Annotated in this window: 23 protein-coding genes and 1 pseudogene; 13 read left to right on the top strand and 11 right to left on the bottom strand. The window is 45.2% G+C overall.

All coding sequences use genetic code 11. The annotated features are described in order from the left end of the window. The 5 genes and pseudogenes from H6F74_RS10995 to H6F74_RS10975 form a co-directional block, all read left to right on the top strand. Positions 1 to 90: pseudogene (locus H6F74_RS10995) on the top strand (IS1 family transposase); the annotation flags it as partial. Next, entirely contained in the window at positions 91 to 870 is a 780-nt protein-coding gene (locus H6F74_RS30985; RefSeq protein WP_347269502.1) for a 5'-nucleotidase C-terminal domain-containing protein, read from the top strand. 259 nt (positions 871 to 1,129) lie between these two features. Continuing rightward, a complete protein-coding gene (gene hisG / locus H6F74_RS10985; RefSeq protein ID WP_190440601.1) occupies positions 1,130 to 1,771 on the top strand; it encodes an ATP phosphoribosyltransferase in 642 nt (213 codons plus the stop codon). A gap of 14 nt (positions 1,772 to 1,785) precedes the next feature. Further along, positions 1,786 to 2,019, top strand: a complete 234-nt coding sequence (locus H6F74_RS10980) for a hypothetical protein (protein ID WP_190440599.1) — start codon at positions 1,786 to 1,788, stop codon at positions 2,017 to 2,019. 64 nt (positions 2,020 to 2,083) lie between these two features. Beyond that, on the top strand, positions 2,084 to 3,919 hold the full coding sequence (locus H6F74_RS10975) for an ABC transporter ATP-binding protein (RefSeq protein ID WP_190440596.1): 1,836 nt from the start codon (positions 2,084 to 2,086) through the stop codon (positions 3,917 to 3,919). Between the two features lie 228 nt (positions 3,920 to 4,147). Here H6F74_RS10975 and H6F74_RS10970 read toward each other — a convergent pair whose 3' ends face one another. Then, complete coding sequence (locus H6F74_RS10970; protein WP_190440593.1) at positions 4,148 to 4,615, bottom strand: hypothetical protein; 468 nt, start codon at positions 4,613 to 4,615, stop codon at positions 4,148 to 4,150. 222 nt (positions 4,616 to 4,837) lie between these two features. Between H6F74_RS10970 and H6F74_RS29615 the strand changes: the two genes are divergently transcribed. Then, a complete protein-coding gene (locus H6F74_RS29615; protein WP_190638853.1) occupies positions 4,838 to 4,999 on the top strand; it encodes a hypothetical protein in 162 nt (53 codons plus the stop codon). Between the two features lie 65 nt (positions 5,000 to 5,064). On the opposite strand, the gene H6F74_RS10965 is transcribed toward H6F74_RS29615, so the two are convergent. The 6 genes from H6F74_RS10965 to H6F74_RS10940 all read right to left on the bottom strand — a co-directional run bounded on the left by H6F74_RS10965 (position 5,065) and on the right by H6F74_RS10940 (position 11,502). Further along, positions 5,065 to 5,787 carry an alternative oxidase gene (locus H6F74_RS10965; RefSeq protein WP_190440590.1) on the bottom strand — a complete coding sequence of 241 codons (723 nt, stop codon included), beginning with the start codon at positions 5,785 to 5,787 and terminating at the stop codon, positions 5,065 to 5,067. Between the two features lie 231 nt (positions 5,788 to 6,018). After that, a complete protein-coding gene (locus H6F74_RS10960) occupies positions 6,019 to 7,065 on the bottom strand; it encodes a serine hydrolase domain-containing protein (RefSeq protein ID WP_190440587.1) in 1,047 nt (348 codons plus the stop codon). Between the two features lie 313 nt (positions 7,066 to 7,378). Continuing rightward, the gene (sbcC, locus tag H6F74_RS10955; RefSeq protein WP_190440584.1) at positions 7,379 to 10,408 is read right to left on the bottom strand and encodes an exonuclease subunit SbcC; all 3,030 of its coding nucleotides are present in this window, start codon (positions 10,406 to 10,408) and stop codon (positions 7,379 to 7,381) included. A 178-nt stretch (positions 10,409 to 10,586) separates the two neighbouring features. Further along, positions 10,587 to 10,928 carry a type II toxin-antitoxin system PemK/MazF family toxin gene (locus tag H6F74_RS10950; RefSeq protein WP_190440581.1) on the bottom strand — a complete coding sequence of 114 codons (342 nt, stop codon included), beginning with the start codon at positions 10,926 to 10,928 and terminating at the stop codon, positions 10,587 to 10,589. Beyond that, the gene (locus tag H6F74_RS10945; RefSeq protein WP_199301080.1) at positions 10,921 to 11,337 is read right to left on the bottom strand and encodes a hypothetical protein; all 417 of its coding nucleotides are present in this window, start codon (positions 11,335 to 11,337) and stop codon (positions 10,921 to 10,923) included. The genes H6F74_RS10950 and H6F74_RS10945 overlap by 8 nt, the downstream gene beginning before the upstream one ends. A 12-nt stretch (positions 11,338 to 11,349) precedes the next feature. Next, entirely contained in the window at positions 11,350 to 11,502 is a 153-nt protein-coding gene (locus H6F74_RS10940; protein WP_190440578.1) for a hypothetical protein, read from the bottom strand. Between the two features lie 163 nt (positions 11,503 to 11,665). Between H6F74_RS10940 and H6F74_RS10935 the strand changes: the two genes are divergently transcribed. Continuing rightward, a complete protein-coding gene (locus H6F74_RS10935) occupies positions 11,666 to 13,966 on the top strand; it encodes an NACHT domain-containing NTPase (protein ID WP_190440575.1) in 2,301 nt (766 codons plus the stop codon). 346 nt (positions 13,967 to 14,312) lie between these two features. Beyond that, positions 14,313 to 14,960, top strand: coding sequence for a hypothetical protein (locus tag H6F74_RS10930; RefSeq protein ID WP_190440572.1), 648 nt, complete (start codon positions 14,313 to 14,315; stop codon positions 14,958 to 14,960). Positions 14,961 to 15,144: 184 nt separating this feature from the next. On the opposite strand, the gene H6F74_RS10925 is transcribed toward H6F74_RS10930, so the two are convergent. Continuing rightward, positions 15,145 to 15,357: a hypothetical protein gene (locus H6F74_RS10925; RefSeq protein WP_190440570.1), complete on the bottom strand. Its 213-nt coding sequence runs from the start codon at positions 15,355 to 15,357 to the stop codon at positions 15,145 to 15,147. A gap of 434 nt (positions 15,358 to 15,791) precedes the next feature. After that, positions 15,792 to 18,293, bottom strand: a complete 2,502-nt coding sequence (locus tag H6F74_RS10920) for a PBP1A family penicillin-binding protein (protein WP_190440609.1) — start codon at positions 18,291 to 18,293, stop codon at positions 15,792 to 15,794. A gap of 573 nt (positions 18,294 to 18,866) precedes the next feature. On the opposite strand from H6F74_RS10920, the gene H6F74_RS10910 reads away from it, so the two are divergent. From H6F74_RS10910 to H6F74_RS10890, 5 genes are all read left to right on the top strand, one after another. After that, positions 18,867 to 20,489 carry a hypothetical protein gene (locus H6F74_RS10910; protein WP_199301078.1) on the top strand — a complete coding sequence of 541 codons (1,623 nt, stop codon included), beginning with the start codon at positions 18,867 to 18,869 and terminating at the stop codon, positions 20,487 to 20,489. A 186-nt stretch (positions 20,490 to 20,675) separates the two neighbouring features. Then, complete coding sequence (locus tag H6F74_RS10905; RefSeq protein ID WP_190440561.1) at positions 20,676 to 20,930, top strand: SemiSWEET transporter; 255 nt, start codon at positions 20,676 to 20,678, stop codon at positions 20,928 to 20,930. Between the two features lie 27 nt (positions 20,931 to 20,957). Then, positions 20,958 to 22,574: a radical SAM protein gene (locus H6F74_RS10900; protein ID WP_190440559.1), complete on the top strand. Its 1,617-nt coding sequence runs from the start codon at positions 20,958 to 20,960 to the stop codon at positions 22,572 to 22,574. 117 nt (positions 22,575 to 22,691) lie between these two features. After that, positions 22,692 to 23,186 (top strand): hypothetical protein, encoded by a 495-nt coding sequence (locus H6F74_RS10895; RefSeq protein WP_190440544.1) that lies wholly within the window; start codon positions 22,692 to 22,694, stop codon positions 23,184 to 23,186. Positions 23,187 to 23,243: 57 nt separating this feature from the next. Next, positions 23,244 to 23,432, top strand: coding sequence for a CPXCG motif-containing cysteine-rich protein (locus tag H6F74_RS10890; protein WP_190440542.1), 189 nt, complete (start codon positions 23,244 to 23,246; stop codon positions 23,430 to 23,432). Positions 23,433 to 23,578: 146 nt separating this feature from the next. Here H6F74_RS10890 and H6F74_RS10885 read toward each other — a convergent pair whose 3' ends face one another. Together H6F74_RS10885 and H6F74_RS10880 are read right to left on the bottom strand one after the other, a co-directional pair. Continuing rightward, the gene (locus H6F74_RS10885) at positions 23,579 to 24,289 is read right to left on the bottom strand and encodes a DUF2834 domain-containing protein (protein WP_190440538.1); all 711 of its coding nucleotides are present in this window, start codon (positions 24,287 to 24,289) and stop codon (positions 23,579 to 23,581) included. A gap of 156 nt (positions 24,290 to 24,445) precedes the next feature. Further along, complete coding sequence (locus H6F74_RS10880) at positions 24,446 to 25,099, bottom strand: hypothetical protein (protein ID WP_190440537.1); 654 nt, start codon at positions 25,097 to 25,099, stop codon at positions 24,446 to 24,448. Positions 25,100 to 25,205 lie beyond the last annotated feature (106 nt).

The following is a 25,205-nucleotide window of genomic DNA, read 5'->3' as shown; positions in this document are numbered from 1 at the left end:
TGCTACTCCAAGTCTGTTGAGATGTTGAAGTGTTCGCTTCGCTTGCTGCTGCACTATTTGAAGTATCGAACAGTTCCTCTGCCTGGTTAAATCATTACTTTTTCAGCAACGCCAAATATTTTAGTAGGCATTCAGAACGGAGGTGGCATTCGCAACGATCGCCGTTTCTTGCCCGGTGATACAATCTCAGAGTTTGACACTTTCGATGTTCTGCCCTTCTCGAATTTTGTCTCAGTAATTACAGACATCACAGCGTCAGAACTGCTGGAAATCTTAGAAAGATCCGTTTCTGGGCAAACTGCACCCGATGTGGGTGGTGGCGGTCAATTCCTCCAGCTATCCGGGTTAGAGGTGGTTTATGATGTCACCAGCCCTGCTCAGGTAGTGACTGCGGATGGTATCATTACTACTCCCGGCTCGCGCATTCAGAGTATCTTCCTCGATCCTGACAATGACCGGACGGGACAATTCCTCTATGATGTGGCTCAGGGTGGCTTCCTGCTAGACTCTGACCAAGGACTCTTCGATTTGGCAACAATTAACTTTACCGCCAACGGTGGGGATAACTTCGCAACTTTGGCGAATATTCCTCAAAATCGCAAGTTCACCCTCTCAGGTGTTACCTACCAGCAAGCTCTGGAACAGTATATCCGCGAAAATCTGGGAGGCACAATTGATGAGAGCGATATTAACAGCGGTGAAGGCATTCGTGTCCGCGATGTCTCATCCTTGGTTGCTCCTGCAACTGGGGGTCAGGTAGTTGTACCTGGTGATGGCAATGGTGTTTCCGTGCCAGAACCGACTACGCTACTAGGTTTAGTGGCAGTTGGTCTAGGGCTTACTCGCCTGAAGCGTCGTAGGGCTAACTAAGTCACAATGCCTTTCACCCCCTTCTCCCATAATGGGAGAAGGGGAGCCAGAAGAACATTTTAGAGTTTTCTTTTTACCTTCTTCCGGCAACAGTCGAGGGCTTAGAGGCGAGAAACCCCACTAAAATAAGGGAGAGGATAGGTAGCGCGATCGCGCTACCTATCCTCTAAGTCTTAAATCCGTGCCATTCCTCTTCAGAGTGACGGTGCAAAGTGTCAGCTTTCAGCTACCATTTTGCAGGAAGTTTACTGCACTATTCATGATTACTGTTGCATTGCCCAAAGGCGCACTCTTATCTGATAGCATTCGACTGCTGCAAGCTGTCGGACTCGATTTTAGCGCCTTTCAAGATTCTGCCAACCGCCAACTCCAGATCGAAGATCCCACAGGTACAGCTAAAGCACTACTGGTACGGGCGCAAGATGTCCCCGTTTACGTTGAATATGGGCAAGCGCATTTGGGAATAGTCGGCTATGACGTGCTGCGGGAAAAAAATCCCCTGGTAGCTAATTTAGCCGATCTTCAGTTTGGAGGCTGTCGGATGTCTGTGGCAGTACGCACCGAAAGTCCATACCGTTCTGTGCTGGAATTGCCGCCTCATGGTAGAGTCGCATCTAAGTATGTTCACTGCGCCCACGAATACTTTGATAGCTTAGATTTACCTGTGGAAATCGTGCCTTTGTATGGTTCAGTGGAATTAGGGCCGATTACGGGAATGTCCGAGGCGATTGTCGATTTGGTTTCCACAGGTCGCACTCTACGAGAAAACGGCTTAGTAGAAATTGATACACTATTTGAGAGTACGGCGCGGCTGATTGCCCATCCTCTCTCATATCGTCTGAACGGTGGCGATATTCATAAATGGGTGGAACAGTTGCGAAGCGCAACCTTGAATTGTTAGGAGTAGGCAACTAGATGGAAGAAACTATTAGAATTCGCGCAGTTGACAAAAGTGATTGGAGTTCAGTTGTCGAAGGTTTTGACATCGAGACGATTCAGGATGTACTAGAGGTAGTTGGTGCTGATGGGCAAAAAATAGGACTCCTCTGCGAAGCCGAAGACGGCAATTCGTACATCAACGGACAACCAGAAACTGCCTACATATCTCTCCAGGCAGCTGCCACTGCACTCCTGAAGGGGAAAGAATAAGGTTAGTCATTAGTCATTAGCGATTAGTTAAGGGCTAATGACTGAAGACTAAAGACTAAGGATCATGACTCAATCCCCGCTTGTTTCGGATAATTTGGCAAAACCGCGTCGGCGCGAAAGCGACTGGCGGCTTTTCCTACGACTAGCACCCTATGCGCGTCGCAGTCGTGGTCTACTAATAATTTCTCTCATATTGTTGCTGCCGCTATCCGTAGCAGGAGCCATTCAACCAATCATAATCGGGCAAGCAATCTCGTTGATTCGCTCCGAACAAGTTTGGCCTTTTCTCCGAGGTAAACCTTTATTAGATGGGATCAATATTCTCTCGCTTTTACTGCTGGTAACAATGGTGGTAAGGCTGGTGTTTACAGCAATCCAAGGTTACACGGTGCAGAAGGTTGGGCAGCAAATTACCGCAGAAATTCGCACCGATTTATTTAACCATGTAACCTCTTTGGCAGTGCGGTTTTTTGACCGGACACCAGTGGGGAGATTGATTACGCGCCTCACCAGCGATGTAGAAGCCTTGGGAGATGTCTTTTCTACGGGTGCTGTTGGGATTGTCAGCGATTTAGTCTCGATTTTGGTAATTGCTATCACCATGTTTGCCTTGCAATGGCAGATGGGATTGATGCTGGTGCTGTTGTTGGTACCAGTAACGGCTTTGATTATTTACTTCCAGCAGGAGTACCGCAAAGCTAATTACAAAGCTAGAGACGAACTTTCGGCGCTTAACTCGACGCTGCAAGAAAATATCGTTGGTGTGAACGTGGTGCAGTTGTTCCGGCGGGAGAAATTCAACGCCGAACTGTTTCGCACTACCAACCAGCGATACGTCCGTGAAGTTGATAAAACCATCTTTCACGACTCAGCGGTATCGGCGACACTGGAGTGGGTTGCCTTGGTAGCGATCGCGGGCGTACTCTGGTTAGGCGGCATCCTGATTATGGGGAATTCCATAAATTTTGGCACCCTATCAGCCTTTGTCCTGTATGCCCAGCGTCTATTCGATCCCTTGCGTCAATTTGCCGAAAAGTTCACCGCGCTGCAATCTGGTTTCACCGCCGTTGAGCGCATCACTGATATTCTAAGTGAGCCGATTGAAATCCGCGATTCAGAGTCGTCATTGGCAACGCTTAACGGACAACGGACAACGGACGACGGACGAAAAGGTGAAATTCGCTTTGAAAATGTCTCTTTCGCCTACAAAAACGATGAATACGTCCTCAAAAACCTAAACTTCACCATCAAGCCTGGTGAAAAAGTTGCTCTAGTTGGCCCCACAGGTGCCGGAAAAAGTTCTATTATCCGTCTGCTGTGCCGCCTTTACGACACAACCCAAGGTCGTATTTTCCTTGATGGGATAAACATCCGCGACTTACCGCAACAAGAACTGCGGGAACACATGGGCGTTATTCTTCAGGATGGTTTTCTCTTCGCTGGCGATGTCAAGAGCAATATCACGCTGGGAGACACCTATTCATTTGAGGAAGTTAAGGCAGCAGCTCAAAAAACCAATGTTGGTAGTTTCATCGAACAGCTGCCTCAAAGCTACGACACCCAACTCCGAGAACGAGGCACTAATATTTCTAGCGGACAAAAGCAGTTGTTAGCTTTCGCCCGTGCTGCTATCCGCAATCCCCGTGTCTTAGTGTTAGATGAGGCAACGGCAAGTCTTGATGTTACTACAGAAGCTTTAATTCAGGATGCTTTAGATAAGTTGCTAGAAGGACGCACAGCTATTATTATCGCTCACCGACTTTCTACTATCCGCAATGTGGATCGGATTTTGGTGTTGAAGCGCGGGCAATTGGTGGAGTCGGGCAGTCACGAAGAATTATTGCGCCAAGGCGGTCTTTATGCGAGTTTGTACAAGTTGCAAATGCTGGGAAATGATTAAGGTATAAAGAGATTTCTCCAACCTCATCTTAAAAAGGCTACCGCGTACATACAAGTGACAGACCTAACCCCCAGCCCCTTCCCTGGGAGGGAAGGGGAGCCGGAGGGAGCCTTCTAAGCTCCTTTGGGTGTTGGAGAGGGGTTTGGGGAGAGGTCTGCCGTGTATAAGCGGTAGCTTAAAAAGGGGGCTTTTTCTGGTTCCCAGTCGGAAACTGGGAAGGAGGAAGACTTATTCCTGTACGGAAATGGTGTAATTTCGCCGTTTCCCAGCGTCTATAGAACCCACCCAAATGCGATATCTACCAGCTTTCCAACCCGTATCTTCGACGCTGGCATCCTTACGGGAGCCAGTATCGTCGCCACAGCGAATAACGTCTGATTGTCCTCTGATGAGTAGAGTTGTGTCTTGTCCTCCGCTGTCTACTTGTATTTTTAGGCGGGGATAATCTTTCTGCAAGACTAAAATATGATCGGGATTTGGGGAACCATAACCGATACAAGGGTTTCGAGAGCGATCGCGATTTGCAATTGATGTCAGCGAAAAAGAGCCGCCAGTGTAACCTGTCGCAACCCTTCTGGCGTTTCTACCCTCGGCTGACATAATTAAATTATCAAAATTTGCTTCTTTCGCTAAAACGGCTGTAGCGCTTAAGACTGAGATTAAAGCTAAACTACCAATAACTTTGAATTGCTGCATTGCAGGTACCCTCCTTTTCAACCACGGATTTAATTTTCTACCCGCAGGTGAGTACGAGTACAGATAAGACTACTTATTGTTTTAATCAAGTTTATGCAATTTGTGGTTGGCACAAGTGACACCTATTCGTCTGCCACATTTACAAACTGTTTCGTCGAAAAAATGCTCAGTGAACAAGAAGGAAAAAGAAATTTTTATATCGCTTTAGTTTAGGAGGGTTTTATGCCACTGGTTATCTTGACTGTGCTAATGTTAACCGCCAGCTGGATATTTTCGCAAATTCTAGTTTTGTGGCCTTTGAGTATCTTAAATTTGGTATCTATACCTAACTGGTTGATTCTTACAACTTTGGTGCTGTTATTCGTCTGGTGCTTTGGGGAATAATATTTTTTAGCCTCTCATCCCTTTCTCTGTTTGTAGTAAGAAGGGGATGAAGGCTTAAGAATCAGTTAACTTTTAGCAGTGGCTAACTCATGCTCAACCTCGCCATCTGATACTTGGGGCAGGAGAACCTCCTGTTCCGTGTATGGTAGGGAATGGGGACTCTGGAAAGTATTTTGAGCGTCGGTTTTTTGACACGCGATCATGGTTTTGACGTGTTGGCTTTCGTCATCCCGGATGTTGACAAAAACATCATAAAGGTTGTCAACTACAGGCCGTCGAGATTCAGGTACTACACCAGTTTGAAACTCATCAAATAGGTAGAGATCGCCGTCGCGGTAGTAGTGAATTGCTACTTGTGGTGCAGGTTGCGCCTTTAGTTCGGCTTCATTCTCTTGCAAGAACGTTGCGTAGGTATGGTAGGCGTGTTCTTCCACCATTTCCATGAAGTTGTAGGCGGTGCGGGGTGAAACGATGTAGAGAGCTACAACTACCCAGTAGTAAATTAGGGCTGTGGTTCGGGCGAGCGCGCGATCGCTCCAATGCTGGTTCCCACCCAAGGATTCCATAATCAGCAGGTGGTGCAGTTCGTTCCAAGATTCGGCAAAGTGAATTTTCAGCCAGTCAGCTTTTCGCCACCATCCCATACTTTCGTAAAGGTGCAAGACTGACAAAAAGGAAAAGTAGGGGACGCGAGCCACTGTTTCTAAAACGTAGAAGCGTTGATAAGGGCGATCGCGATAGAGCGTGTTGATAACAAACACTAACACGCTAACGAGAAATCGAATCATAAAAACTCTCGCAGGAGTGATAAGGATGGCTGAAAATTCAGCCTGGAGGAAGATGTAGTGTTGTTAGCTTTCTTTCTCTTACTTTGATCGTAGCGATTCCCATGCTGAAGGGCATCGTCTGATTGAGAGAATTAGGGTGAGAATACCGAATAGTATAGTTCCGGTTGTGCTGACCTCTGTTTGGCAGCCTGTTCCTCGAACAGCTATTTGCTTGCTACTTGTAATTACTTATTAATGCAGCTCTAACGGAGGCTGAAGCGGCTGGTTCGCAAGGGACGGGCAATAATATCCAGCAATCTCCTTAGCGATCGCATTCGGTCGCGCAATCTTATCTAAATTGCAAAACAAAATCACTGTAATTTTGTCATCGATAAAGCGAGTAATGTTGCTAGCGAATCCGAGAATCGAACCATTGTGATTGACTACGCGGCGATTGCCATAATTGATCGCCCACCAACCTAAACCTGCTACATATTTCAAGGTTTCCCAATCACCGCCACGCTCTGGGTGATGGGGTGTCCACATCATATCTAGGGTGGATTGCCTCAGCAAGGTTGCATCGCAAAGCGCCCGTTCCCACTTAACCATATCTTCCACGCTAGAGAGCTGACCTCCTGCTGAATATGTGACTGAGGGACTGTAATAGGGTTTGTTAATCAGCTTACCGTTTCGCCAACGGTAGCCAGCCGCCCGATGAGACACAATATCTGCTGGATTATTCATCACAGTTGCATTCATTCCCAAAGGTGCGAAAATGCGCTCGTGCAATAAATCCGCATAAGATTGTCCAGTTACCTTTTCTAGCATCAAACCTAGTAAATAGTAGCCTGTGTTGTCATAAGCGCTAAATTCACCTGGTTGGAACTTTAGGGGTAAGCCAGTAACTAAAGCCAAGATTTCAGCTTTGGATAAATCAAGACAGGTAATTTCCCAATAGTTCTGAGCATCGGTATAGCTAGGAATCCCGGACTGGTGTGACAGAATATGCTTGATGGTAACTGGATGCCATACAGATGGTGGATTGTCGAGGTAATTCGTAATAGGTTCGTTTAGCGAAATAACCCCTTCCTCCACCAACATCATTGTGACTGTCGCAGTGAAAGTTTTACCAACAGAAGCAATTTCATAAACTGTGTGTTCGGTCGCTAGAACTGAGTGTTCAACATTCGCTAGTCCATAGCCTTTGACTAAAACAGGTTCACCCTCCCGTACAACTGCAACGGAAAGTCCTGGAATCTGATTTTGAGTCATTGTGGCGAGTATGTAGTCGTCAATCATAATTGACTATAATTTGCACATTTACGACTTACATCAAGTTTTTAAAATTGCCCTCAATTTACAAAAAAATCCACCCCGCCTTCGCTCCTTCCTGCAAGCGAGGGAGGAGGCGTGGTGTGTTTATCACGGGTAATTAACCGGACTTTAAATAACACAGTGACATAAAGGCAATTATATAATTTAACTCCTAGTTTCTGCTCAACTTTAGTAGACATCATGGCGGATTTGTACAGCCCGTTAGTCCTAAAAAATTACACTAAAAATCATCCTGCTTCCCCTTCCCTGCAAAGGAAGAAGGTTAGAGGGTTAGGTTTTACATCATTAGGCTCAACTGAGAGCCATTCTGGGTTTTATACACTTCGATGCGGGTTTGGAAGGCTTCTTTGAATTGTGGCATATGGGTGACGGTGAGAATGCAAGCGAAGTCAGGAGAGATGGCGTTAATCGCTGCAATTAAGCGATCGCATCCTTCGGCGTCTTGCGTCCCAAATCCCTCATCGACAATCAGCATTTGCAAAGCCGTTCCCGCACGTTGCGCTAACATCTTTGCTAACGCCAGACGAATTGCAAAGTTAATCCGAAACGCCTCACCCCCAGAGTAAGTTTCATAAGGACGGGTGCCACGAGCATCAGCAATTAAAATGTCTAAGGTGTCAATTAATTTTGCAGCTTTTTTAGCGGATGATCGTCCGCTACGTCCGGCTTTTTGAGTGACAAATTGGACGTGTAATTGATTACCGCTAAGTCGAGAAAGTAGAGAATTTGTCTCAGCTTCTAACTGTGGCAACACGTTCTCAATCATCAAAGTTTGGATGCCGTTTTTACCAAAAGCTTGTGCTAATTCTTGATAAACTCGATATTGCCGCTGGGTGGTTACGTGCTGATTTTTGAGTTCTGCGTGCTGAGTGCTGAGTTGTTCCAGATGTTGTTGCTGTTGTTGTAAGCTTCCTAATTGTCTTTGATGGTCATTTTGTAACAGTTGCCGCTGGTGCATCTGCTGTTCTAAATCTCGCAGTTCGCCTTTAGTATCTGGCGTTTGTTGCAATTGTTGAACAATGGCATCCATTTGAGAGGTCATTTGTTGCAAGTCTTGCGATCGCATTTCCAACGACTGCGCTAAATCTTGCGATCGCTGTCTCACCAGAGGATATTGCTGCTGTGATTGTTGAAGTTCTTGATAGCGGAATTGCCACGCCTGCGCCTGACGCAAGGCTTTTCTCAGCGTGTCATGCTGCGATCGCTCATAACCAATTTCCGCCATCTGCCGATTCAGAGCTTCTATCTGTCGGGATAAATCGGAATTAACTTGTAGCTGCTGAATTTGCGATCGCAGATGAGCAATCTTCGCTAATGATTCTGGTTGTTGTGCATCTATTTGTGCTTGTCGCCGCTGTGCTTGTTTGATTTCTGCTTGTTTAATTTCTGCCCAACGCCAACGATCTACCTCACCTCTAGCTAAGGCATGATCTTGCTCATTATATTTAAGTTGTTGCAATTGTTGGTCAAGGCGGTGCAGTTCTTCTTGTTTATCGGGAGCATAGTCGTTGGAAGAAAGCGATCGCTCAATTTGCTCTTTTTCTACTAAAATCTGTTGCAGACGAGCCTGGATTTCAGCCATAGCTGAGCGTTCTGCTGCCAGTTGTCCGCGTTGTTCCCGCAAAGCATCGTAGTTGGCAAGTTCTTGGGATATTTCCTTTAACTCACGAGTAAGCGTCTGTAACTGATACTCGCATAAAGCTATTTGCCCGTCTACATCCCAAATTTGATCTTGAACCGCTTGTTCCTGAGTTTGGGTTTTTTGCACTACCAATTGCCAGTGATGTTCATCCAGGGCGCGATCGCACAGCGGACAACTAGAATTAGGATTCTGGATCAATTGCAGCTTTTGGGCTAATTCTGTGAGTTTATTTTCCCATTCCCGCTGATTTGCTTGCAAGCGATCGCGGAAACTACGCTGATGCAATTCTTTTTCTTGCACTCGTTCCTGATAAACTCGCTTTTTGTCGAGTTGCTGAATTTGTCCCTCAACCTGCTGTAATGTTTCTTGCAGTTTGGGTTGGCGTTGTTGCTGTTTTTGCAGATCGCGAACTGACTTGCGGAGTTCTTCTAATCTGGCAGATAATCGAGCGTGGACGCGATCTAGTTCAGTTTGCACCTGTGCGCGACGTTGCACCAGAGGAGCCACTTGCACCTGTAGCTGATCGAGATGACTTAAATAAGCTCGCGCTTGCTGTAATTTTTGTAACCCGGCTTCTACTTCTTCTGTGCGGCTTAAGATTTGTTGTATATCTGCTCTAGATTGCCGCAAAGCGTCAAGCTGGCCTTGCTCTTGTCTGAGTTGTAAATTAAGCTCGTTAATTTGTTCGCTTAGCTTTTGCTGTAGTTTGCCGAGTTGTTGTTGGGCATCTTGGTAAGCTTGAGATTTAGAAGTGAGAGTTTCTTCCTGAAGTTGCAAGCCTTGAAAATTGGCGTAACCAGCTAAGATTTCGTCTTCTTTTTGGAGTAAACTTTCTAATTGCCGTTGTTGCTGTTGAGTTGCGGCGATTTCTTGCCGATAGCGATCGCAATCTTGGTTAAGATTTTGATACTGCTGCTTGACAAAACTCAGTTGTTGTTCAAAAGTTTGCCGCTGATGCTGCTGGGCAAGCAAACCTTGGACTTTCCCATTATCAATAGTTTGGGCTTGTTGCAACTCGCTCAACTGAGTTTCCACAGAGGAGAGTTGGAGAGCGATCGCATCCCGTTGTTGCAGTTTTTGGTCTATCGAGAGCAAACTCTGCTCTAACTGCTCCGCCTGCGCTTTATACTGTTTAGACGCATCCTTCGCCTGTTCTGCCAATTCCTCATACTGAGACAGCTTCAGCAAATCAGCAAGAATTTGTTTCCGCTCATTCGGACGCTTGAGCATAAACTCATCCGCCTTACCTTGACGCAGATAAGCGGAATTCACGAAAGTCTCGTAATCCAACTTCAGGTGATGTATTATCATCTGTTGCGTCGCCCGCATTCCTCGCCCAGTCAAAGAGCGAAAATCGTTGGAACTCTGTACCTGAAATTCTAGAGATCCACCCTGTCCCCGCTGACGAGTCCGAATCACCCGATAAGTTTGCTGATTGCATTGGAAAGTGAAATCAACGCGAACTTCTTTAGCACCAGCATTGATAGCATCATCTTCTGTAGCTGCACGACATTCTCCCCAAATTGCCCAGGTGATAGCCTCTAGAAGGGAAGATTTACCCGCACCATTAGAACCACAGATGCAGGCTGTATGCAAGCCGCTAAAATCTAAATTTGCCTCGCGGTAGCTGAGGAAGTTTTTGAGAACCAGTTGCAGTGGGATCATTCAGGGTAAAGCGCCGTACCTCTTATTTAGAAATAGCAGTACATCTGCACTATTGCCTAGTTTAACGGTTGAAAATAGGATTTTTGCGATAAATTTGCCAATTTGCTCTAAAAATATTTGCCAAATAAAATTCAAGGGCTATAACGAAGTCCACCTGCGCGAACTTAAGGCAAAATTATCACAATATACTGAGGACAAATGCTAAAGCAGCAGTAATTTCTTGCATTGCTGCGTCAGAAAGAGTCCCCAGTTGTCGGATGAGTCTGGCTTGCGAAAGCGATCGCACTTGAAAAGTATCTGCTACTGGAAGTTTACTCAAACCATTTTCTGCATTAGGTTCCAGCCGCACCATCCAGTCTCGATCTGCATATCGCTCCTGCCATTTGGTAATTGGAACAATAACTTTGAGTAGCAAAAATCCAACAGAATCTTTACTCACTATCACTGCTGGACGGATTTTCCCGATTTCATCGCCAATTATAGGATTGAAACTGACTAGCCAGACTTCGCCTCTACGCATTAGTTTTTACCTCAGCGTTAAGAGCTTCAAGTAATTCTTCCTCAGAGTCATAATAAGGTTCACTGTCAGGCGACCATAGATCGTGTAGCGCACCTCCAGGCAGATAATCTGGGATTGCAGCCTCAGCAGCTGCTCTGAGTCGCTTTTTCTTCTCAGCTATTATCCGCGCCTTGTCTTCTATTTCTTCCCGCATCATTCGCGAAGCAGCTTCGATGATTTCTAAGCGTTCTTCGGTTGTCATCTGCTTGAGTGCTGCCAATATTTCTGTTTTTGTCATCGTATTTACTTGTGGGTTAGGGGAATGCGATCGCTCTTTTAAGGCTACGTTACGCGATCGCATCACACCCATCATCCTAGAAAAATTCAAACCCGCGCAGGCGGGTTTCGTCTGTGTAGCCGCGAATTCCATTCGCCGGGTTGATTATTTGCGCGATCGCCATTTGATGTACAGACAAAACCACAACACCGAAATCCGGCGTCTGACAGCCTTACTTTTTTTAAGCTTCCGGAAGCCTGCCTTAGCGGACTCTTCAATCAGCATTACAAGTAAGACATTAAGTATAAATGCTGTCATAAATTAACCTTCCATCTCGTTTCTTCGATCATCTCGACATGATGGCTGCGATCCAGGGTGTGTATGAGCTAGAGAAGTGATGACTTTGTGTATGAGTTGTATGACTTTGGCAATTGGCACCAATTGAGGTGAGTAAAATAGACGAAATATTTGCAGTGGAAATATGACAGGGCGATCGCTCCAGGCATCACCAGAAGGTATTGAGAAAGCAAGAAGAGCTTTGAGACAGAAGTCTTTAACTCAGAAGGCTTTAGCAGAAGATTTAAAAATGAGTCGCCAACCCGCTTACAAATTTTTTAAAGGTAGGCCAATTGACCGCCACTATTTTGAGCAGATTTGCGAAAAGCTGGGTTTTGAGTGGGAAGAAATAGTCGCCCAGCCGCCAAGCGAACCTGAAGCAGAACACCAGAATCACGACACGAGCATTGATATTGATGCGCTAGTGCAAGAAGTACGCGAAAAGATAAAACCCATCATTCAAGAACGCTGCGGGACGATGCGCGTGCTAGATATGACTCAGCCGATTGGGTTGAATGATATTTACACCAACGTCAACATTCTGGAAAAAATTACTGGGCGCAGGCGAAAAGAGATTCCTGAATTACTACAAGAGTGCAACTTTGAGGAGTTTGATCGCTTTGGGCTAGGCAGAATCGCTGAAGAACGAGTGCCAGGACTGGATGCGGTCAAGAAACATCCCAAACTGATGATCTTGGGGAAGCCCGGAGCAGGTAAAACCACGTTTTTGAAGTATTTAGCAATTCAGTGCAATCAGGGTAAATTTCAAGCTGCTCGCGTACCGATTTTTGTCACCCTCAAAGACTTTGCTGAAGCCGCTAATAAACCGGGTTTATTGGAATACATCACTCAGCAATTCGCGGGTTGCCGGGTTATAGAGACAAGGGTTATCGCATCTCTACAAGATGTAATTGAACGCGGCAGAGCATTGATTTTACTTGATGGGCTGGATGAAGTTAGAGAGGAAGACAATAAGCGCGTATTAAAAGAGATTCGTGATTTCTCTGATCAGTATCGTGAAAACCACTTTGTGATAACCTGCCGAATCGCAGCGCGGGAATATACATTTGAGAAATTCACAGAGGTGGAAGTTGCTGATTTTGATAGTGAACAAATTGCCACCTTTGCAACCAACTGGTTTAAGAATAAAGCTGTAAAACCCGAAACTTTTATCGAACGCCTCGAAGAAAATGATCGGATCAACGAACTCGCCACAAGTCCGCTGCTGTTGACGCTTTTATGTTTGGCATTTGAGGAGTCAGGGGATTTTCCGGCAAATCGCTCTGAGCTATACAAAGAAGGGCTGGATGCGCTGCTGAAAAAATGGGATGCTAAGCGCGGGATTCAGCGAGATCAAGTTTACAAAAAGCTATCAATTCAGCGTAAGGAAGATTTACTCAGTAAAATCGCCCTGACTACGTTTGAGCAAGGTGACTATTTCTTTAAGCAAAAAACAGCCGAGCAATACATCATAGATTACATCCGTAATTTACCTGATGCCAATGCTGACCCGGAAGCCTTGCAACTGGATAGTGAGGTAGTTTTGCGTTCAATTGAATATCAACACGGGCTATTGGTGGAACGCGCTAAAGGAATTTACTCGTTTTCCCATCTAACATTTCATGAGTATTTCACTGCTAGAGAAATTGTTGTTGTAAAACAGTCATCAGAGGAGGCGTTGCAACGTCTGGTTCATCACATTACCGAAAAACGCTGGCGAGAAGTTTTCTTTCTAGCAGTTGGGATGTCCCCAAGTGCAGACCTTTTGTTGCATCTGATGAAAAAGCAGATTGATGCGCTTATAGCTGAAGATGAGAAGTTACAGCGGTTTTTAACGTGGATACATCAAAAGTCAATTTCAGTAGAGGTTCCATACAAGCCAGCAGCACTTCGCGCATTTTACTTTATTTTATCTCGCTATATAAATGACCCATGCCCCAACCCCTATCTTGACCTTTTTTATGATAATTTTGCTCCAGAACTTGCTATTCACCTTGGTTTAAATAATCCTTATGACGCTGGTAATTCTATTAATTTTGACATTGAGCTTTCTCATGCACTTATTGATGCTCCTAATTTTACTGGGTCTGGTAATTTTGACTTTGCGCCTAAACTCAAGTACCTACTGCAACAGCTAGAAAGTAAACGTCCAGACAAGCAGATATGTAGTAATTTAGAAAGTTATCAATTCTGGTGGGAAGATAACATTAAATTTTTAGTTAAGAAATTAAGAGCATTGATGATTAAATATCGAAATATTGGTCATGATTGGCAGTTTAATAAACACCAGGAGGAAATACTAGAGCAGTATTACAATGCAAATTTATTGCTCGTTGAGTGCCTGAATAGTGATTGTTATGTAAGCCGTGAGGCGCGACAGGAGATAGAAGATACATTGTTGTTACCCATAGCAGAGATTGAGCAACGAAAAAGAGGATTAATCTAGCGCGATCGCATTCTTTCCCCCCTTCACCACAAAGCGCGATCGCCCTCATGGTAGGTGTAGGGTATCCAGTACGTTGAGGATCGGGTATTGAGGTTAGCTTGGTTTTAAGCGTTAGCTACCCTGTAAATAGACGTTGGTAGTGTTGCCTTTGAAAGCGCGACGAAAGTCGTTCGCGCTTGCGCTTCGCGTCTTGAAAACACCTGTTGAGGGCGAGTAAGATGTCCACCTCACAATACTTATAGGCGATCGTCTTCTTCTTGATCCTATATCGGTTAAATTGTCAAGAAACAATCTCACCAACAAGCCGTCCCTACATATAACCGCGTAAATACTGAGAGCGTTTTCTATGACTAGCTGGAAATCTGCAACTGCTGCACTCATGGCACTAACCATCACTACTGGTGTAGCTGCCCCAACACTTATCGCAACTGCGCCTGCGGCTGCACAATCTTATGAATTTCCCACAACTCCAGTCACCCTCGCATCTGGAACCAGGATAGCCGTCAGGTATGACAAAGCCAATAAAATCGTCGTTACTCCTACCGAAACTGCCCCTGTAACTCTGAGCGTGGCAAGCAACGTTAAAAGCTCTAGCGGTGCTATTGTAATTCCTGCTGGAACTCAGGTTGTTGGTCAACTACGCCCTGCTCCTAATGGGAAAGGTTCCCGATTTGTTGCCCAGGAATTAGTGTTTTCCAACGGTAAACGGGAGCGTATCAATGGTGCTTCTAAAATAATTACCAGAACCCAACAAGTAGGTCAGGGAAGCAACACCAGTTCTCTTTTCAAAGGTGCTGCCCTTGGTGGAGCAGCTGCGGCCGCGATCGCTGCTTTGACTGGCGACAAAGCGCTTGCTACTGAAGAAATCCTCGGCGGTGCTGGTTTGGGTGCTTTGGGTGGGCTGTTTTTTGGACAAAGAAAGGTTGATGTTGTGGTTATTGACCCCAACACCGATTTGAATGTGACCTTGCGTTCTCCTGTAGCACTGCGCTAACAAGGGAAAATGCAAAAACGCCAGAGTAAAAATCCCATAGATAAATCTAGAGAATTGAAAAAAGACACCTAACAAATTAGCGAAAAGTGTCTGTTTTCAATTCTTTCTTTATCGGCCTATATTTATTAGGTGCGACTAGACCAATATGGATTTTATAACTTTTGCCTTTTTTCTTTTTCCTTTGTTATGGCTTGCCCAGACCAGGGTTTTCTTCTTTTTTAACATCAGGCACAATATCCGGACGCTCTTTATCTTCCCAACCCACGGGACGCTTAGAGTTGTACCAAGCAACCGAGCCAATAGTTACAGCAGCAATAAAACCAACTGCGTACACAGCAGTAGCAGAAACTGGAAAATGAGGCCCACTAGCAGCAGCAACGTCCATAAGTAAACTCATTTTTTGTAATCTCCTTATCGATTTTTGGTTATCGTACCAAACTTAAGAGACTCCTCTATCACCCTTGAGTTTGATCCCCAGAGTAGAGGATAAGGGAGAGCCTGAATTCAAGTTCTCCCTCAGCCCCTACTCTGCTCAGCTTCTCTTTCCAAGATGCCTACTCAGAACTTACGCAGTTAATTAGTGAATGCCTGATTCTGTCGTAGGGGCATGATAAGGCCCATTAGTGTCAACTTAAGCCCTGGCGAATGGAATTCGTGGCTATAAAAACCAAGTCCGCTTGCCTTGGCTAACGCTCTGATCAAGATTCTTATAACCCGCGCAGGCGGGTTTTGTTTGTGTAGCTGCGGTTTCAACCGCCAAGCTAACGTTAAGTTGACACCGATGGGCATTGCCATGCCCCTACAGCGTGTTGACGTGCGTAAGCCCTACTACTACTGTGAAGAACTATCCTTCCTGGCAGCTGGGGGTGCTGGTGGCGCAGCAGAGTTGTACTCCCTTCTGGGTGCGCGTGGTGCTGGTGGCTGAGAGCTTTGTACTGTTTGTCTGCTCCTCCGTCGGCGGCGAGAAGTCGAGGAAGTCGAGGAAGTCGAGGAAGTCGAGGAAGTCGATTCTGATGACCTGCGGCGATAACTACTACGCCGCACTGGTGCCGACTGCTGCGATTGTGTGTTTTGCGAACTACTACTACGACGACGGCGGCGATTGCTGCGCGTAGGCGTTTCTTGAGTTTGCTGGCTCTGAGAATCTGTGTTTTGTGAACTACGACGGCGGCGACGATAGGTGCGCGTGGGTACTTCTTGAGTTTGCACTTCTTGGCTGCGTCGCCGCCTCCGGCTGGAGCGAGTCTCGCCGGAGCTTTGTACACTGTTGGTTTGGTAGCTATTACTGCGGCTCCGGCTACGCCAGGGAGTTTCGCTGCTGGAGTTGTCTTCGGTGTATGTACGGCGGGATCTTCTCCGTCGGGGGGTTTGAGTTTGCTCGTCGTTGTCGCTTTTGTCTGTGTTTATAGGCCCAGAATAGCTGCTTCGAGGCTTGATTGGCTTGACCTCGATTTGGGGTTTGCGCCCTTCTAATTCGGTAGGCCGAGGGGGAAACTTCTCAATGGGCATCCCTTCTACGACTTTCTCCATGAACTCGTGCCAGGTGTAGGCGGCTGTGGTGCTGGCACCCCAAGTTGGTTTGTTGTTGTCATTGCCTAACCAAACACCAGCAACCATTTGGGGAATGTAACCAATAAACCACAGGTCGCGGGCTTCGTCAGAGGTTCCGGTTTTGCCAGCGACGGGGCGATCGCCTAAAGAGGCAGCTTGACCTGTACCCTCGTTCACAACACCCCGCAGTAGCCAAGTCATGATGGCAGATGTGTCTTCTTGTAAGACGCGCTCTGATTTAGATTTGGCGTTGTAAATTACGTTGCCGCGTCGGTCGAGAACACGCCGGATGCCAAAGGCTTTTGTATGTGTTCCGTTGGTGGCAAAGGTGCCATAAGCGCTAGTTAGTTCTAACAGGTTAACTTCGGAGGCACCTAAAGCTGTGGAGTAGGTGGGTTTGAGTTCTGATTCAATTCCCATTTTTCGTGCCAGTTGGATCGTCGGTTCCCACCCGACATCTACCAAAACTTTGACAGCGACTACATTTATTGAGCTAATCAGGGCATCTCGCATGGAGATCCAGCCTCGGTGGGTTTCGCTGTAGTTTTTGGGGCTATAGCCGTCTACTTTGTAAGGTGAGTCCAGGTAGCCGCGATAGGGAGTAAATCCGGCTGCCATTGCTGTTGCATAAACAAATGCTTTAAATGTGGAACCAGGTTGGCGCTGTGCCTGGGTGACGCGATTAAATTGTTGTTTGAAAAAGTCTTTTCCCCCGACCATTGCCTTAATTTCTCCGGTACGCGGATCGATGGCAACTAGGGCAGCTTGTTCAAAGTTTTGACCTCTTCCCGTGTTTTCTATGGTTTTTGTGACAGCTTCTTCGGCTGCTTCCTGCCACTCTGGGTGCAGGGAGGTTTCGACAGTTAAACCGCCGACTTCCCGCGCTTGTTTAGAAACGTATTTGGGCAGTTCCTGTTGGATGTATTCGGTGAAGTAGGGGGCGAATCTTTCGAGGCGTTTGGGAGGACTTGCTTTTGTAATTAATGGGGAAGCGATCGCTTTGTCGGCTTCTTCTGCTGTAATGAAGTCAGCTTCCTGCATCCGTTTTAATACCAAATTTCGCCGCTGTTTGATAACTTGCGGGTTCTTCAGGGGCGAGTATTCATTCGGTGCTGGTGGTATTGCGGCCAAGGTTGCCATTTCCGCCAACGTTAGCTCATACACTGGCTTGGTGAAGTAAACCCAAGCCGCATCTGCTACTCCATAAGCACCTTCTCCCAAATAAACCAAATTCAGATAACGTTCCAGAATTTGGTCTTTGGTGTTTCCGTTCTCAATTTTTTGTGCGGTACGAACTTCTTTGAGCTTGCGCCAGACGCTACGCTCTTGATCGAGGAAAACCATCCTCGCTAGTTGTTGGGTAATAGTGCTAGCGCCTTCGACGACATCTCTGGCTACCAGGTTAGAAACTATTGCTCTCCCTACGCCCTGATAATCTACCCCTTGGTGTTGGTAAAAGCGTCTGTCTTCTATGGCGATGAAGGCTTGTATCAGCTTTTTAGGAATTTTGTCAATTTTTAGGGCTTCGCGGGTAGTGGGGCCAATTTGCTGAAGTATTTTGCCATTAGAGGCTTTAATGGTCAAAGTCTCTGGGCGCATTAAAGTTAATACATCGCCAGTATCCGGTAAGCTGCTTTCAAAAGATGACCAAGCAACACCCAGCGCGATCGCTCCTCCTCCCACACCCAAGCCGATCCAAAATCGCTTTTTGTGATGAAGGGGATTTTCTCCCGTGAAAGGCTTTTTGATAACTTCCAACTGCTGGCCAGAGAAGCGCTTCATCCGCAAGAGACTTCGCTTGATTTCCCGCCGCCGCCGCAATGTCTGTTTATCTACCTTATCTGGGTTATCTGGTTGTTTATCAATCTTAGGCGTATCGACTGGATCAGTTGATACTCCTGCATTGAACTTGCCTGATATATCCTTCAGCCTTGAGATGAACTTTGCCACGTCAACTCCTTAATCACACCACAAGCCCTGCTACTACTCGCCCTTGTTCTTGCTTATTGTAAGGCTTGGGATCTGAATTTGCCTCTTATATCCAAGACTATAGTTTACAATTATGCACCCTGCGAACAGCACTTATTGAGCATAACCAGAATGCGATCGCATTTTGTGATGTAGGTAATTTTCCGGTTTCTTATATAGCTGCTGTGTAGTTATAGTTTCCTTTACATCCGGTTTGATCCCGCAACTTAACTATATATGTATCAACAGCTTCCCAGTCAAACGGAACATTTTGCTGTCCTCAAGTCCAAGTATCAGGCAACTAATTATACAGAATCTTCGCCTTCTAGCCTGCTCTATCTCATACTACGAAAAGTTGACTCAGGAATAAAAATCACCGATATTGAGTTGAATTGGCTTAAAGAGCATCAAGTTTTAGAAACACTTAAAATTATCTTGTGGGAGCAACTTAGGGAAGAAGAACCTATAAAACTACAAGATGAATTCTCTCAACTAAATGTTAAGTATCAAGTTACTCTACTGAATTCACAGTTGGATAGTCCACTATACCCGATTCTTTGGAAGCTTCAATCAGAGAATCAGTTAGCTGAAAAAGAAATTAGTTTTTTGAGAGATTGTAAATGTTTTAAAACGGTAGCAATCGCCGAAGAAATGGGGCGTTTTGCGACGCTGAAGGATAAGTATAAAGCCACTCAGCACAAAGATTCATCGCCTGATAGTCCGCTATACCAGATTTTAAAGCTACTGGACGCAGGAAAACGATTAAGTGATACAGATGTTGACTGGTTGAACAAACACCAAATTTTTGAACCCTTAGAAGTTTTTAGACAACAAGAGGCAGTTAGAGAAGCTGAATTTGCACAACTAAAGGATAAGTATAAAGCTGCTCATCCAGACACATCTGTTTCTAGTCCTCTGTATGCAATTTTGCAAAAGCTTGAATCAGACAAGTTGCTAACTGATTCAGAAATAGAATGGTTGAAACAGCATCAACTTAGTGAGACTATTGGGATTGTTCAACAGCTAGAACAGAAGCGGGAATTTGCTGCTTTGAAAGTCAAGTACAAAGCAACTCAACATGAAGATTTATCTCCTTCTAGTCACTTATACAAAGTTTTCAAGAGACTTGAATTAGGAAATCAGCCATATGAACAGGATATTAACTATCTGAAAAAGCGTGACCTTACAGAAACGATGGCGATCGCCAACGAAAAATACGCTTCAGATTTAAAGCTAAGAATAAAATCAGACAATTATTTGAGTGAGTCAGAGATTGACTGGCTGAAAAATAATGGACGCGAAGATATTATCACTTTTGCTCAACAACAACACTTTGCAGCGCTGAAGATCAAGTATCGTATCCTAGATCCTAGAAATGAATTACCGCTCGATCCATTTTATACAATCATGCAAAAACTAGAGAGAGAAGAGCGGCTAGATCCTATAATGATTGTTCGATTGATAGAAGAGGAACTTCTCTCACGTCATGGGAAAATTGCGAAGGCTCACTCCCGACTTGAAGCACTTTTTTATGAACAGGAATTCAAGCGCACTGGGAATAAATGGAACTTACCTAACGCTAGTAGCCATTGGCGCAAGGCAGATGAACCTCAAGCAGCATTGCAAGTAACGAATAACTTGGACTTCGGCACAATCAAAGAAAATAAACTCAAGTCAGCACTGCTAACAACAAGAGGCGGAGCATTCCGAGATATTGATAACTTAGATAAAGCTGAGGATTGCGCTAGAAAAGCCATTGAGTACCAGCCTGGTAGTCATCATCCTTACACTTTGATGGGAGCGATTTGTTATGAGCGTGATCAGTATTCAGAAGGTGATTATTGGTTCAATGAGGCAATCAAACGAGGGGCTGAACCTGGAGACATAGATGATGAAATCAAGCACGTAGTTAAAAATACTAAGAACGATGACAAGCGCCGAGAAGTAGTAGAGTATCTGTTGAAAAAAGATCCAGTACGCTATGCTTGGGCTAAGTCTTATCGGAAGTAGTTTAAAAATAACAGCGGGTGTATCTCTTTTTTAGCCCACATCCTAAAGAATTTGACTACACGAACAAAGTCCGCATTTGCCGTCTTAAAAGCCTGCCTACGCAGGCTTTATTTATGCGGTTGCGACTTTAGTTGTAAGACGTTTTTACTAGACGCTATAAATATAATTGCCAATTACAGAAGCTAAATGGATTTTATTACAATTCTGGGCTTATTCGCAGCCACATTGACTACCATTGCATTCTTGCCACAACTTTTTAAAATATGGCGGTCAAAATCAGCTAAAGATGTGTCTTTGGAAATGCTGATTATTTTCTGTAGTGGGGTTTTTCTGTGGCTGGTGTACGGAATTTTTATTCAAGCTTTACCAATAATTATTGCCAACTCATTAACCTTATTTTTTAATCTTATAATTCTATGGTTTAAAATTAAATATAGATGAAATGTTATTCTGACGCTTAATTTGCCTGTGATGACCGGAGTATTTGCTGCTGAACGTCTTTTATTTACACCTGCAACGCCTGACAACGATGCCATACCTACAATATTTGCCTTCCCAAATGAGTATAGCGTTGGCATCACTAGCCTGGGCTATCAGGTGGTGTGGGCAACTTTGGCAATGCGCTGCGATGTGCAGGTGAGTCGCCTGTTTACGGATACCCAGGAACAACTGCCGAAAAATCCAGAATTAGTAGGTTTTTCTGTTTCTTGGGAACTGGATTATGTAAATATCCTCAATTTACTGGAATCGCTAGAAATTCCCACTCGCGCTGCTGCCCGTTCTGATAATCATCCCCTAGTATTTGGTGGAGGCCCAGTATTAACTGCTAATCCTGAACCTTTTGCAGACTTTTTTGATGTGATATTGCTAGGAGATGGGGAAAATCTCCTGCCGAATTTCATTGAAGCTTACAAGGAAGTCCGACAAGCTGATAGACAAACTCAGTTGAAGCGTTTGGCGCAAGTTCCGGGAATTTATGTTCCCAGTTTGTATGTGGTGGAATATCACAATGCAGATGGTTTAATAAAGTCGATTCAGCCAGTAGATGAGGCAATTCCCAGTCGGGTAGAAAAGCAGACTTATCGAGGTAATACTTTGTCTGCTTCGACTGTAGTAACAGAAAAGGCGGCGTGGGAAAATATCTACATGGTGGAAGTGGTACGCAGTTGTCCGGAGATGTGCCGTTTCTGTCTGGCAAGTTACCTGACTTTACCTTTTCGCACGGCTAGTTTAGAAGATTCGCTGATTCCGGCAATTGAGCGCGGGTTGGCGGTGACAAATCGGTTAGGATTGTTGGGGGCTTCTGTTACACAACACCCAGAATTTCAAACTCTGCTGGAATATTTGAGTCAGCCAAAATATGACGATGTACGTCTAAGTATTGCGTCGGTGCGGACAAATACGGTGACGGTGCAGTTGGCAGAAACGTTGGCGAAACGAGATACGCGATCGCTTACTATTGCTATAGAAAGTGGTTCGGAACGTTTGCGCCAGATTATCAACAAAAAGCTGCATAACGATGAAATCGTGCAAGCGGCGATAAATGCCAAAGCTGGTGGATTAACTGGACTGAAACTTTACGGGATGGCGGGAATTCCTGGGGAAGAACCAGAGGATTTGGACGCAACAGTGGCGATGATGCGATCTCTAAAACGAGCTGCTCCCGGTTTACGCTTAACATTGGGATGCAGTACCTTTGTACCCAAAGCACACACGCCATTTCAGTGGTTTGGCGTAAATCGAGAAGCCGAAAAACGCCTCAAAAAGTTAGACAAGGAATTGCGACGCGAGGGTATTAACTTTCGACCGGAAAGTTATAACTGGTCGGTAATGCAAGCGCTAATATCCAGAGGAGACAGACGTTTATCTTATCTATTGGAACTGACGCGGCATTACGGTGATTCTCTAGGCAGTTACCGCCGTGCTTTCAAAGAACTGCGAGGACAGGTGCCTGAACTAGATTACTACGTCCACGCCAACTGGTCGCTAGAGCAAGTTTTGCCCTGGAGTCACTTAGCTGGGCCACTACCAGTGGAAACCTTGCAGAAGCACCTAGCCACAGCACAGAGTTTGATGCCTGCTTAATCTAAGTTACAGCCCCATTGCCACCGCGATCGCACGGAGTAACCTAAGCTAATCGAGTAAGTAAAAACCGCAATACCACCGATGCGATCGCGAGAAAAATTTCGAGAAACTAAGAAAATGTTTTACCCTCGAAAAGTAAGCGATCGCATGGCATCCATGAAACCCGAATTTAATGGTATTGTCTCAAAACTGGCTTTAGTAGGTGCAGGGGCATTTTTATGCTTGGCACCCTCTGTAGAGGCTATAACCACAACCTTCGCCTCCACCCGTAGTGCATCAGTTGAACCCAGCTTTGCGATCGCGCAAGCGCGGGGTCGCACACAGCGCATCCGATTTGCACCTGGTAAAAGCTCAGCGCTTGTAGAGTATGGGGTAGTGCGAGGTACTAGAGATACCTATCTGCTTAGTGCTAAGGCACGCCAGACAATGACACTCAGCATCACCTCATTGGAGAAAAACGCTGTTTTTGATGTTGTAGCTCCCAATGGGCGGATTATCAGGCAAGAGGCAACTAGCTGGCGCGGTGTATTGCCTGCGACGGGAGATTATAAGATTGTTGTTGGCGGAACTAGAGGTAACGCCAGCTACAAAATGCAAGTAGCGATAAAGTGATAGCTCTATTTTAGGAGATTTCCCTGCCGGACTTTGTGCTGGCGGGGATTAAATTAAATGCAAAATACATCCGAGTTTTACTGCGCTTATTGCGGCGAACCAAATGTTACTTTTATTGACCTTAGTGCGGGTGGACAACAGTCTTACATAGAAGATTGTCAAGTCTGCTGTCGCCCAAATATTTTGTATGTGCGAGTTGATGAAGAAACGCTGGATATAGAAATTGATAGCGAATACGAAGGTTGAAAAGGTTTAATGTATGACGTTCTCAAATTGGTAACGGTTGAGTATTTGGATTTAGACAAGTGCCAATGTAAAAAGCGATATAGCAATCTTTTTTTGAATGAACCGCAGAGGCGCAGAGGACACAGAGGAAGATAAAATATCTCGTTTTAAGCTAGAGGCTTGAAATGGCTAATAGGCGATGCCTTCTTTGTGACTCCAGGCAATTCCACCCTACTGTTTTCTGGTAACGATGGACGCAGGCAAAGATAAGTTAAAGGGCCAAAAAGCGGCACCAAAGCTACTGCCCAAAAAATTCGGGAATCTTTCAAACCCCGACGTGCCATATCATCGTCAAATAATGATGTTAAAGGAAAGGTTAGGCACATTAGGCAAAAATCTAAGCTGATCAGGTGAACGAAGGTACGGGTTTGGAACTGTTGAATATAGTCTGCCCAATCTCCCACCAATATGGCGTAGGAAAGTAAGCCAATCGTACTTAAAACTAGAAAAATTCCTGTTAAACGAGAATCTAAAATTTTCAGTAAATAATCCTTTCTACTATCAAAATCTTGATTTGATTTCCGCAAGATTAAATAGGGTATAAGGCAAATTACTCCTATTCCATTCGACCCAATAAAATAAGGCCAAACGCGAAAATTTTGCATTTTGCCATCAGCAAACATCAGGCAGGCGTAAATCATTGGCCAAACACCCATTAGCCAAAATATGCTCGTTAGAATAGCGTTAACTTTTTCCAAGTGGAATGTTAACAGGTTTTTAACCAGCGGCAGTGTGTCTGGTTGATCTAGAGGAGCCAACCAAATGGTATAGGCAACAAATGTCACCCAGATTAGAAACAATACAACTTTTCTGCCCATAATTTTGACAGATGATTTGAGGCTGCGGTGTAGATTAACTTTAAAAGAGAGACGTAAGCGATCGCGTCTCTCTTAAGAAATGTCCGACGGCTAAAGTCGCGACTAAACAAACAAAGCCTGTCGGCTTATATTTGCACTCAACGGGATGCTACCTGTCTATGCTGCTTCAGCACTGCTTTCTGGCAAAGGTGGACGAAGGCACAGATAGGCAAGTGGGCCAAGCAACGGAACCAGGGACACTGCCCAAAAAATTTGGGGACTTTGGAAACTTCGACGCGCCATGTCATCGCCGAGAACGGTGGGAAACAGCAGGCAGAACAGGCAAAAAGCCAAACTCATACCGTTGACAAAGCGATCGCTTAGAAACTGCTGAATAAAGTCTCCCCAATCACCTGCCAGCAAGCCGAATGCCAGTAAGATAAGCGTACTTAAATTGAGGATAATGCCCGTCCAGCGAGAATCAAAAACTTTCAGGAAGGCATCCTTTTGCCCGGAAAATTCTTGATTCGGTTCCCGCAAAGCTAAATAAGGGATTAGACTAATTACTCCCGTCCCCGCTGCGCCCAAGGCAAAGGGCCAGAAACTAATCCTTTGCATCCTGCCATCGATAAATAAAAGGCAACCGTAGATTAGTATCCAGATGCCGATGAGGGAAAATATGGAAAGGATAATTGGGTTAACTTCTGCCCACTGAAGAGTCAATATGTTTTTAATTAGCCTGAATGTGTCCGCCGTAATTGGAGGGGCCAGCAGCAAGACATAGGCGATAAAGCCACCCCATAACAACCATAATGCTATTTTTCTACCCACGAGCTTGACCGATAATTCGACGCTTGTTTGTTAACTAACTTTAAAGCAGAGACAAAATCGGTTACGTCTGTCTTTGGTCAAGTTAATCTACAATTTCCCAAGCCGA

Source organism: Trichocoleus sp. FACHB-90 (assembly GCF_014695505.1).
In the GTDB taxonomy this organism is placed as follows: Bacteria; Cyanobacteriota; Cyanobacteriia; order Cyanobacteriales; family FACHB-T130; genus Funiculus; species Funiculus sociatus.
Note: the sequence above shows the minus strand (reverse complement) of the source record. Positions and strands in the feature narration are given on the sequence as shown.

Coding starts and splice junctions, on each gene's coding strand:
- H6F74_RS10895 (WP_190440544.1), top strand. CDS start 22,692: ATGTTTTACCCTCGAAAAGTAAGCGATCGCATGGCATCCATGAAACCC.
- sbcC (WP_190440584.1), bottom strand. CDS start 10,408: ATGATCCCACTGCAACTGGTTCTCAAAAACTTCCTCAGCTACCGCGAG.
- H6F74_RS10945 (WP_199301080.1), bottom strand. CDS start 11,337: ATGGAATTCGCGGCTACACAGACGAAACCCGCCTGCGCGGGTTTGAAT.
- H6F74_RS10935 (WP_190440575.1), top strand. CDS start 11,666: ATGACAGGGCGATCGCTCCAGGCATCACCAGAAGGTATTGAGAAAGCA.
- H6F74_RS10930 (WP_190440572.1), top strand. CDS start 14,313: ATGACTAGCTGGAAATCTGCAACTGCTGCACTCATGGCACTAACCATC.
- hisG (WP_190440601.1), top strand. CDS start 1,130: ATGATTACTGTTGCATTGCCCAAAGGCGCACTCTTATCTGATAGCATT.
- H6F74_RS29615 (WP_190638853.1), top strand. CDS start 4,838: ATGCCACTGGTTATCTTGACTGTGCTAATGTTAACCGCCAGCTGGATA.
- H6F74_RS10940 (WP_190440578.1), bottom strand. CDS start 11,502: ATGACAGCATTTATACTTAATGTCTTACTTGTAATGCTGATTGAAGAG.
- H6F74_RS10890 (WP_190440542.1), top strand. CDS start 23,244: ATGCAAAATACATCCGAGTTTTACTGCGCTTATTGCGGCGAACCAAAT.
- H6F74_RS10960 (WP_190440587.1), bottom strand. CDS start 7,065: ATGATTGACGACTACATACTCGCCACAATGACTCAAAATCAGATTCCA.
- H6F74_RS10965 (WP_190440590.1), bottom strand. CDS start 5,787: ATGATTCGATTTCTCGTTAGCGTGTTAGTGTTTGTTATCAACACGCTC.
- H6F74_RS10885 (WP_190440538.1), bottom strand. CDS start 24,289: ATGGGCAGAAAAGTTGTATTGTTTCTAATCTGGGTGACATTTGTTGCC.
- H6F74_RS10925 (WP_190440570.1), bottom strand. CDS start 15,357: ATGAGTTTACTTATGGACGTTGCTGCTGCTAGTGGGCCTCATTTTCCA.
- H6F74_RS10975 (WP_190440596.1), top strand. CDS start 2,084: ATGACTCAATCCCCGCTTGTTTCGGATAATTTGGCAAAACCGCGTCGG.
- H6F74_RS10920 (WP_190440609.1), bottom strand. CDS start 18,293: ATGAAGCGCTTCTCTGGCCAGCAGTTGGAAGTTATCAAAAAGCCTTTC.
- H6F74_RS10950 (WP_190440581.1), bottom strand. CDS start 10,928: ATGCGTAGAGGCGAAGTCTGGCTAGTCAGTTTCAATCCTATAATTGGC.
- H6F74_RS10980 (WP_190440599.1), top strand. CDS start 1,786: ATGGAAGAAACTATTAGAATTCGCGCAGTTGACAAAAGTGATTGGAGT.
- H6F74_RS10905 (WP_190440561.1), top strand. CDS start 20,676: ATGGATTTTATTACAATTCTGGGCTTATTCGCAGCCACATTGACTACC.
- H6F74_RS10970 (WP_190440593.1), bottom strand. CDS start 4,615: ATGCAGCAATTCAAAGTTATTGGTAGTTTAGCTTTAATCTCAGTCTTA.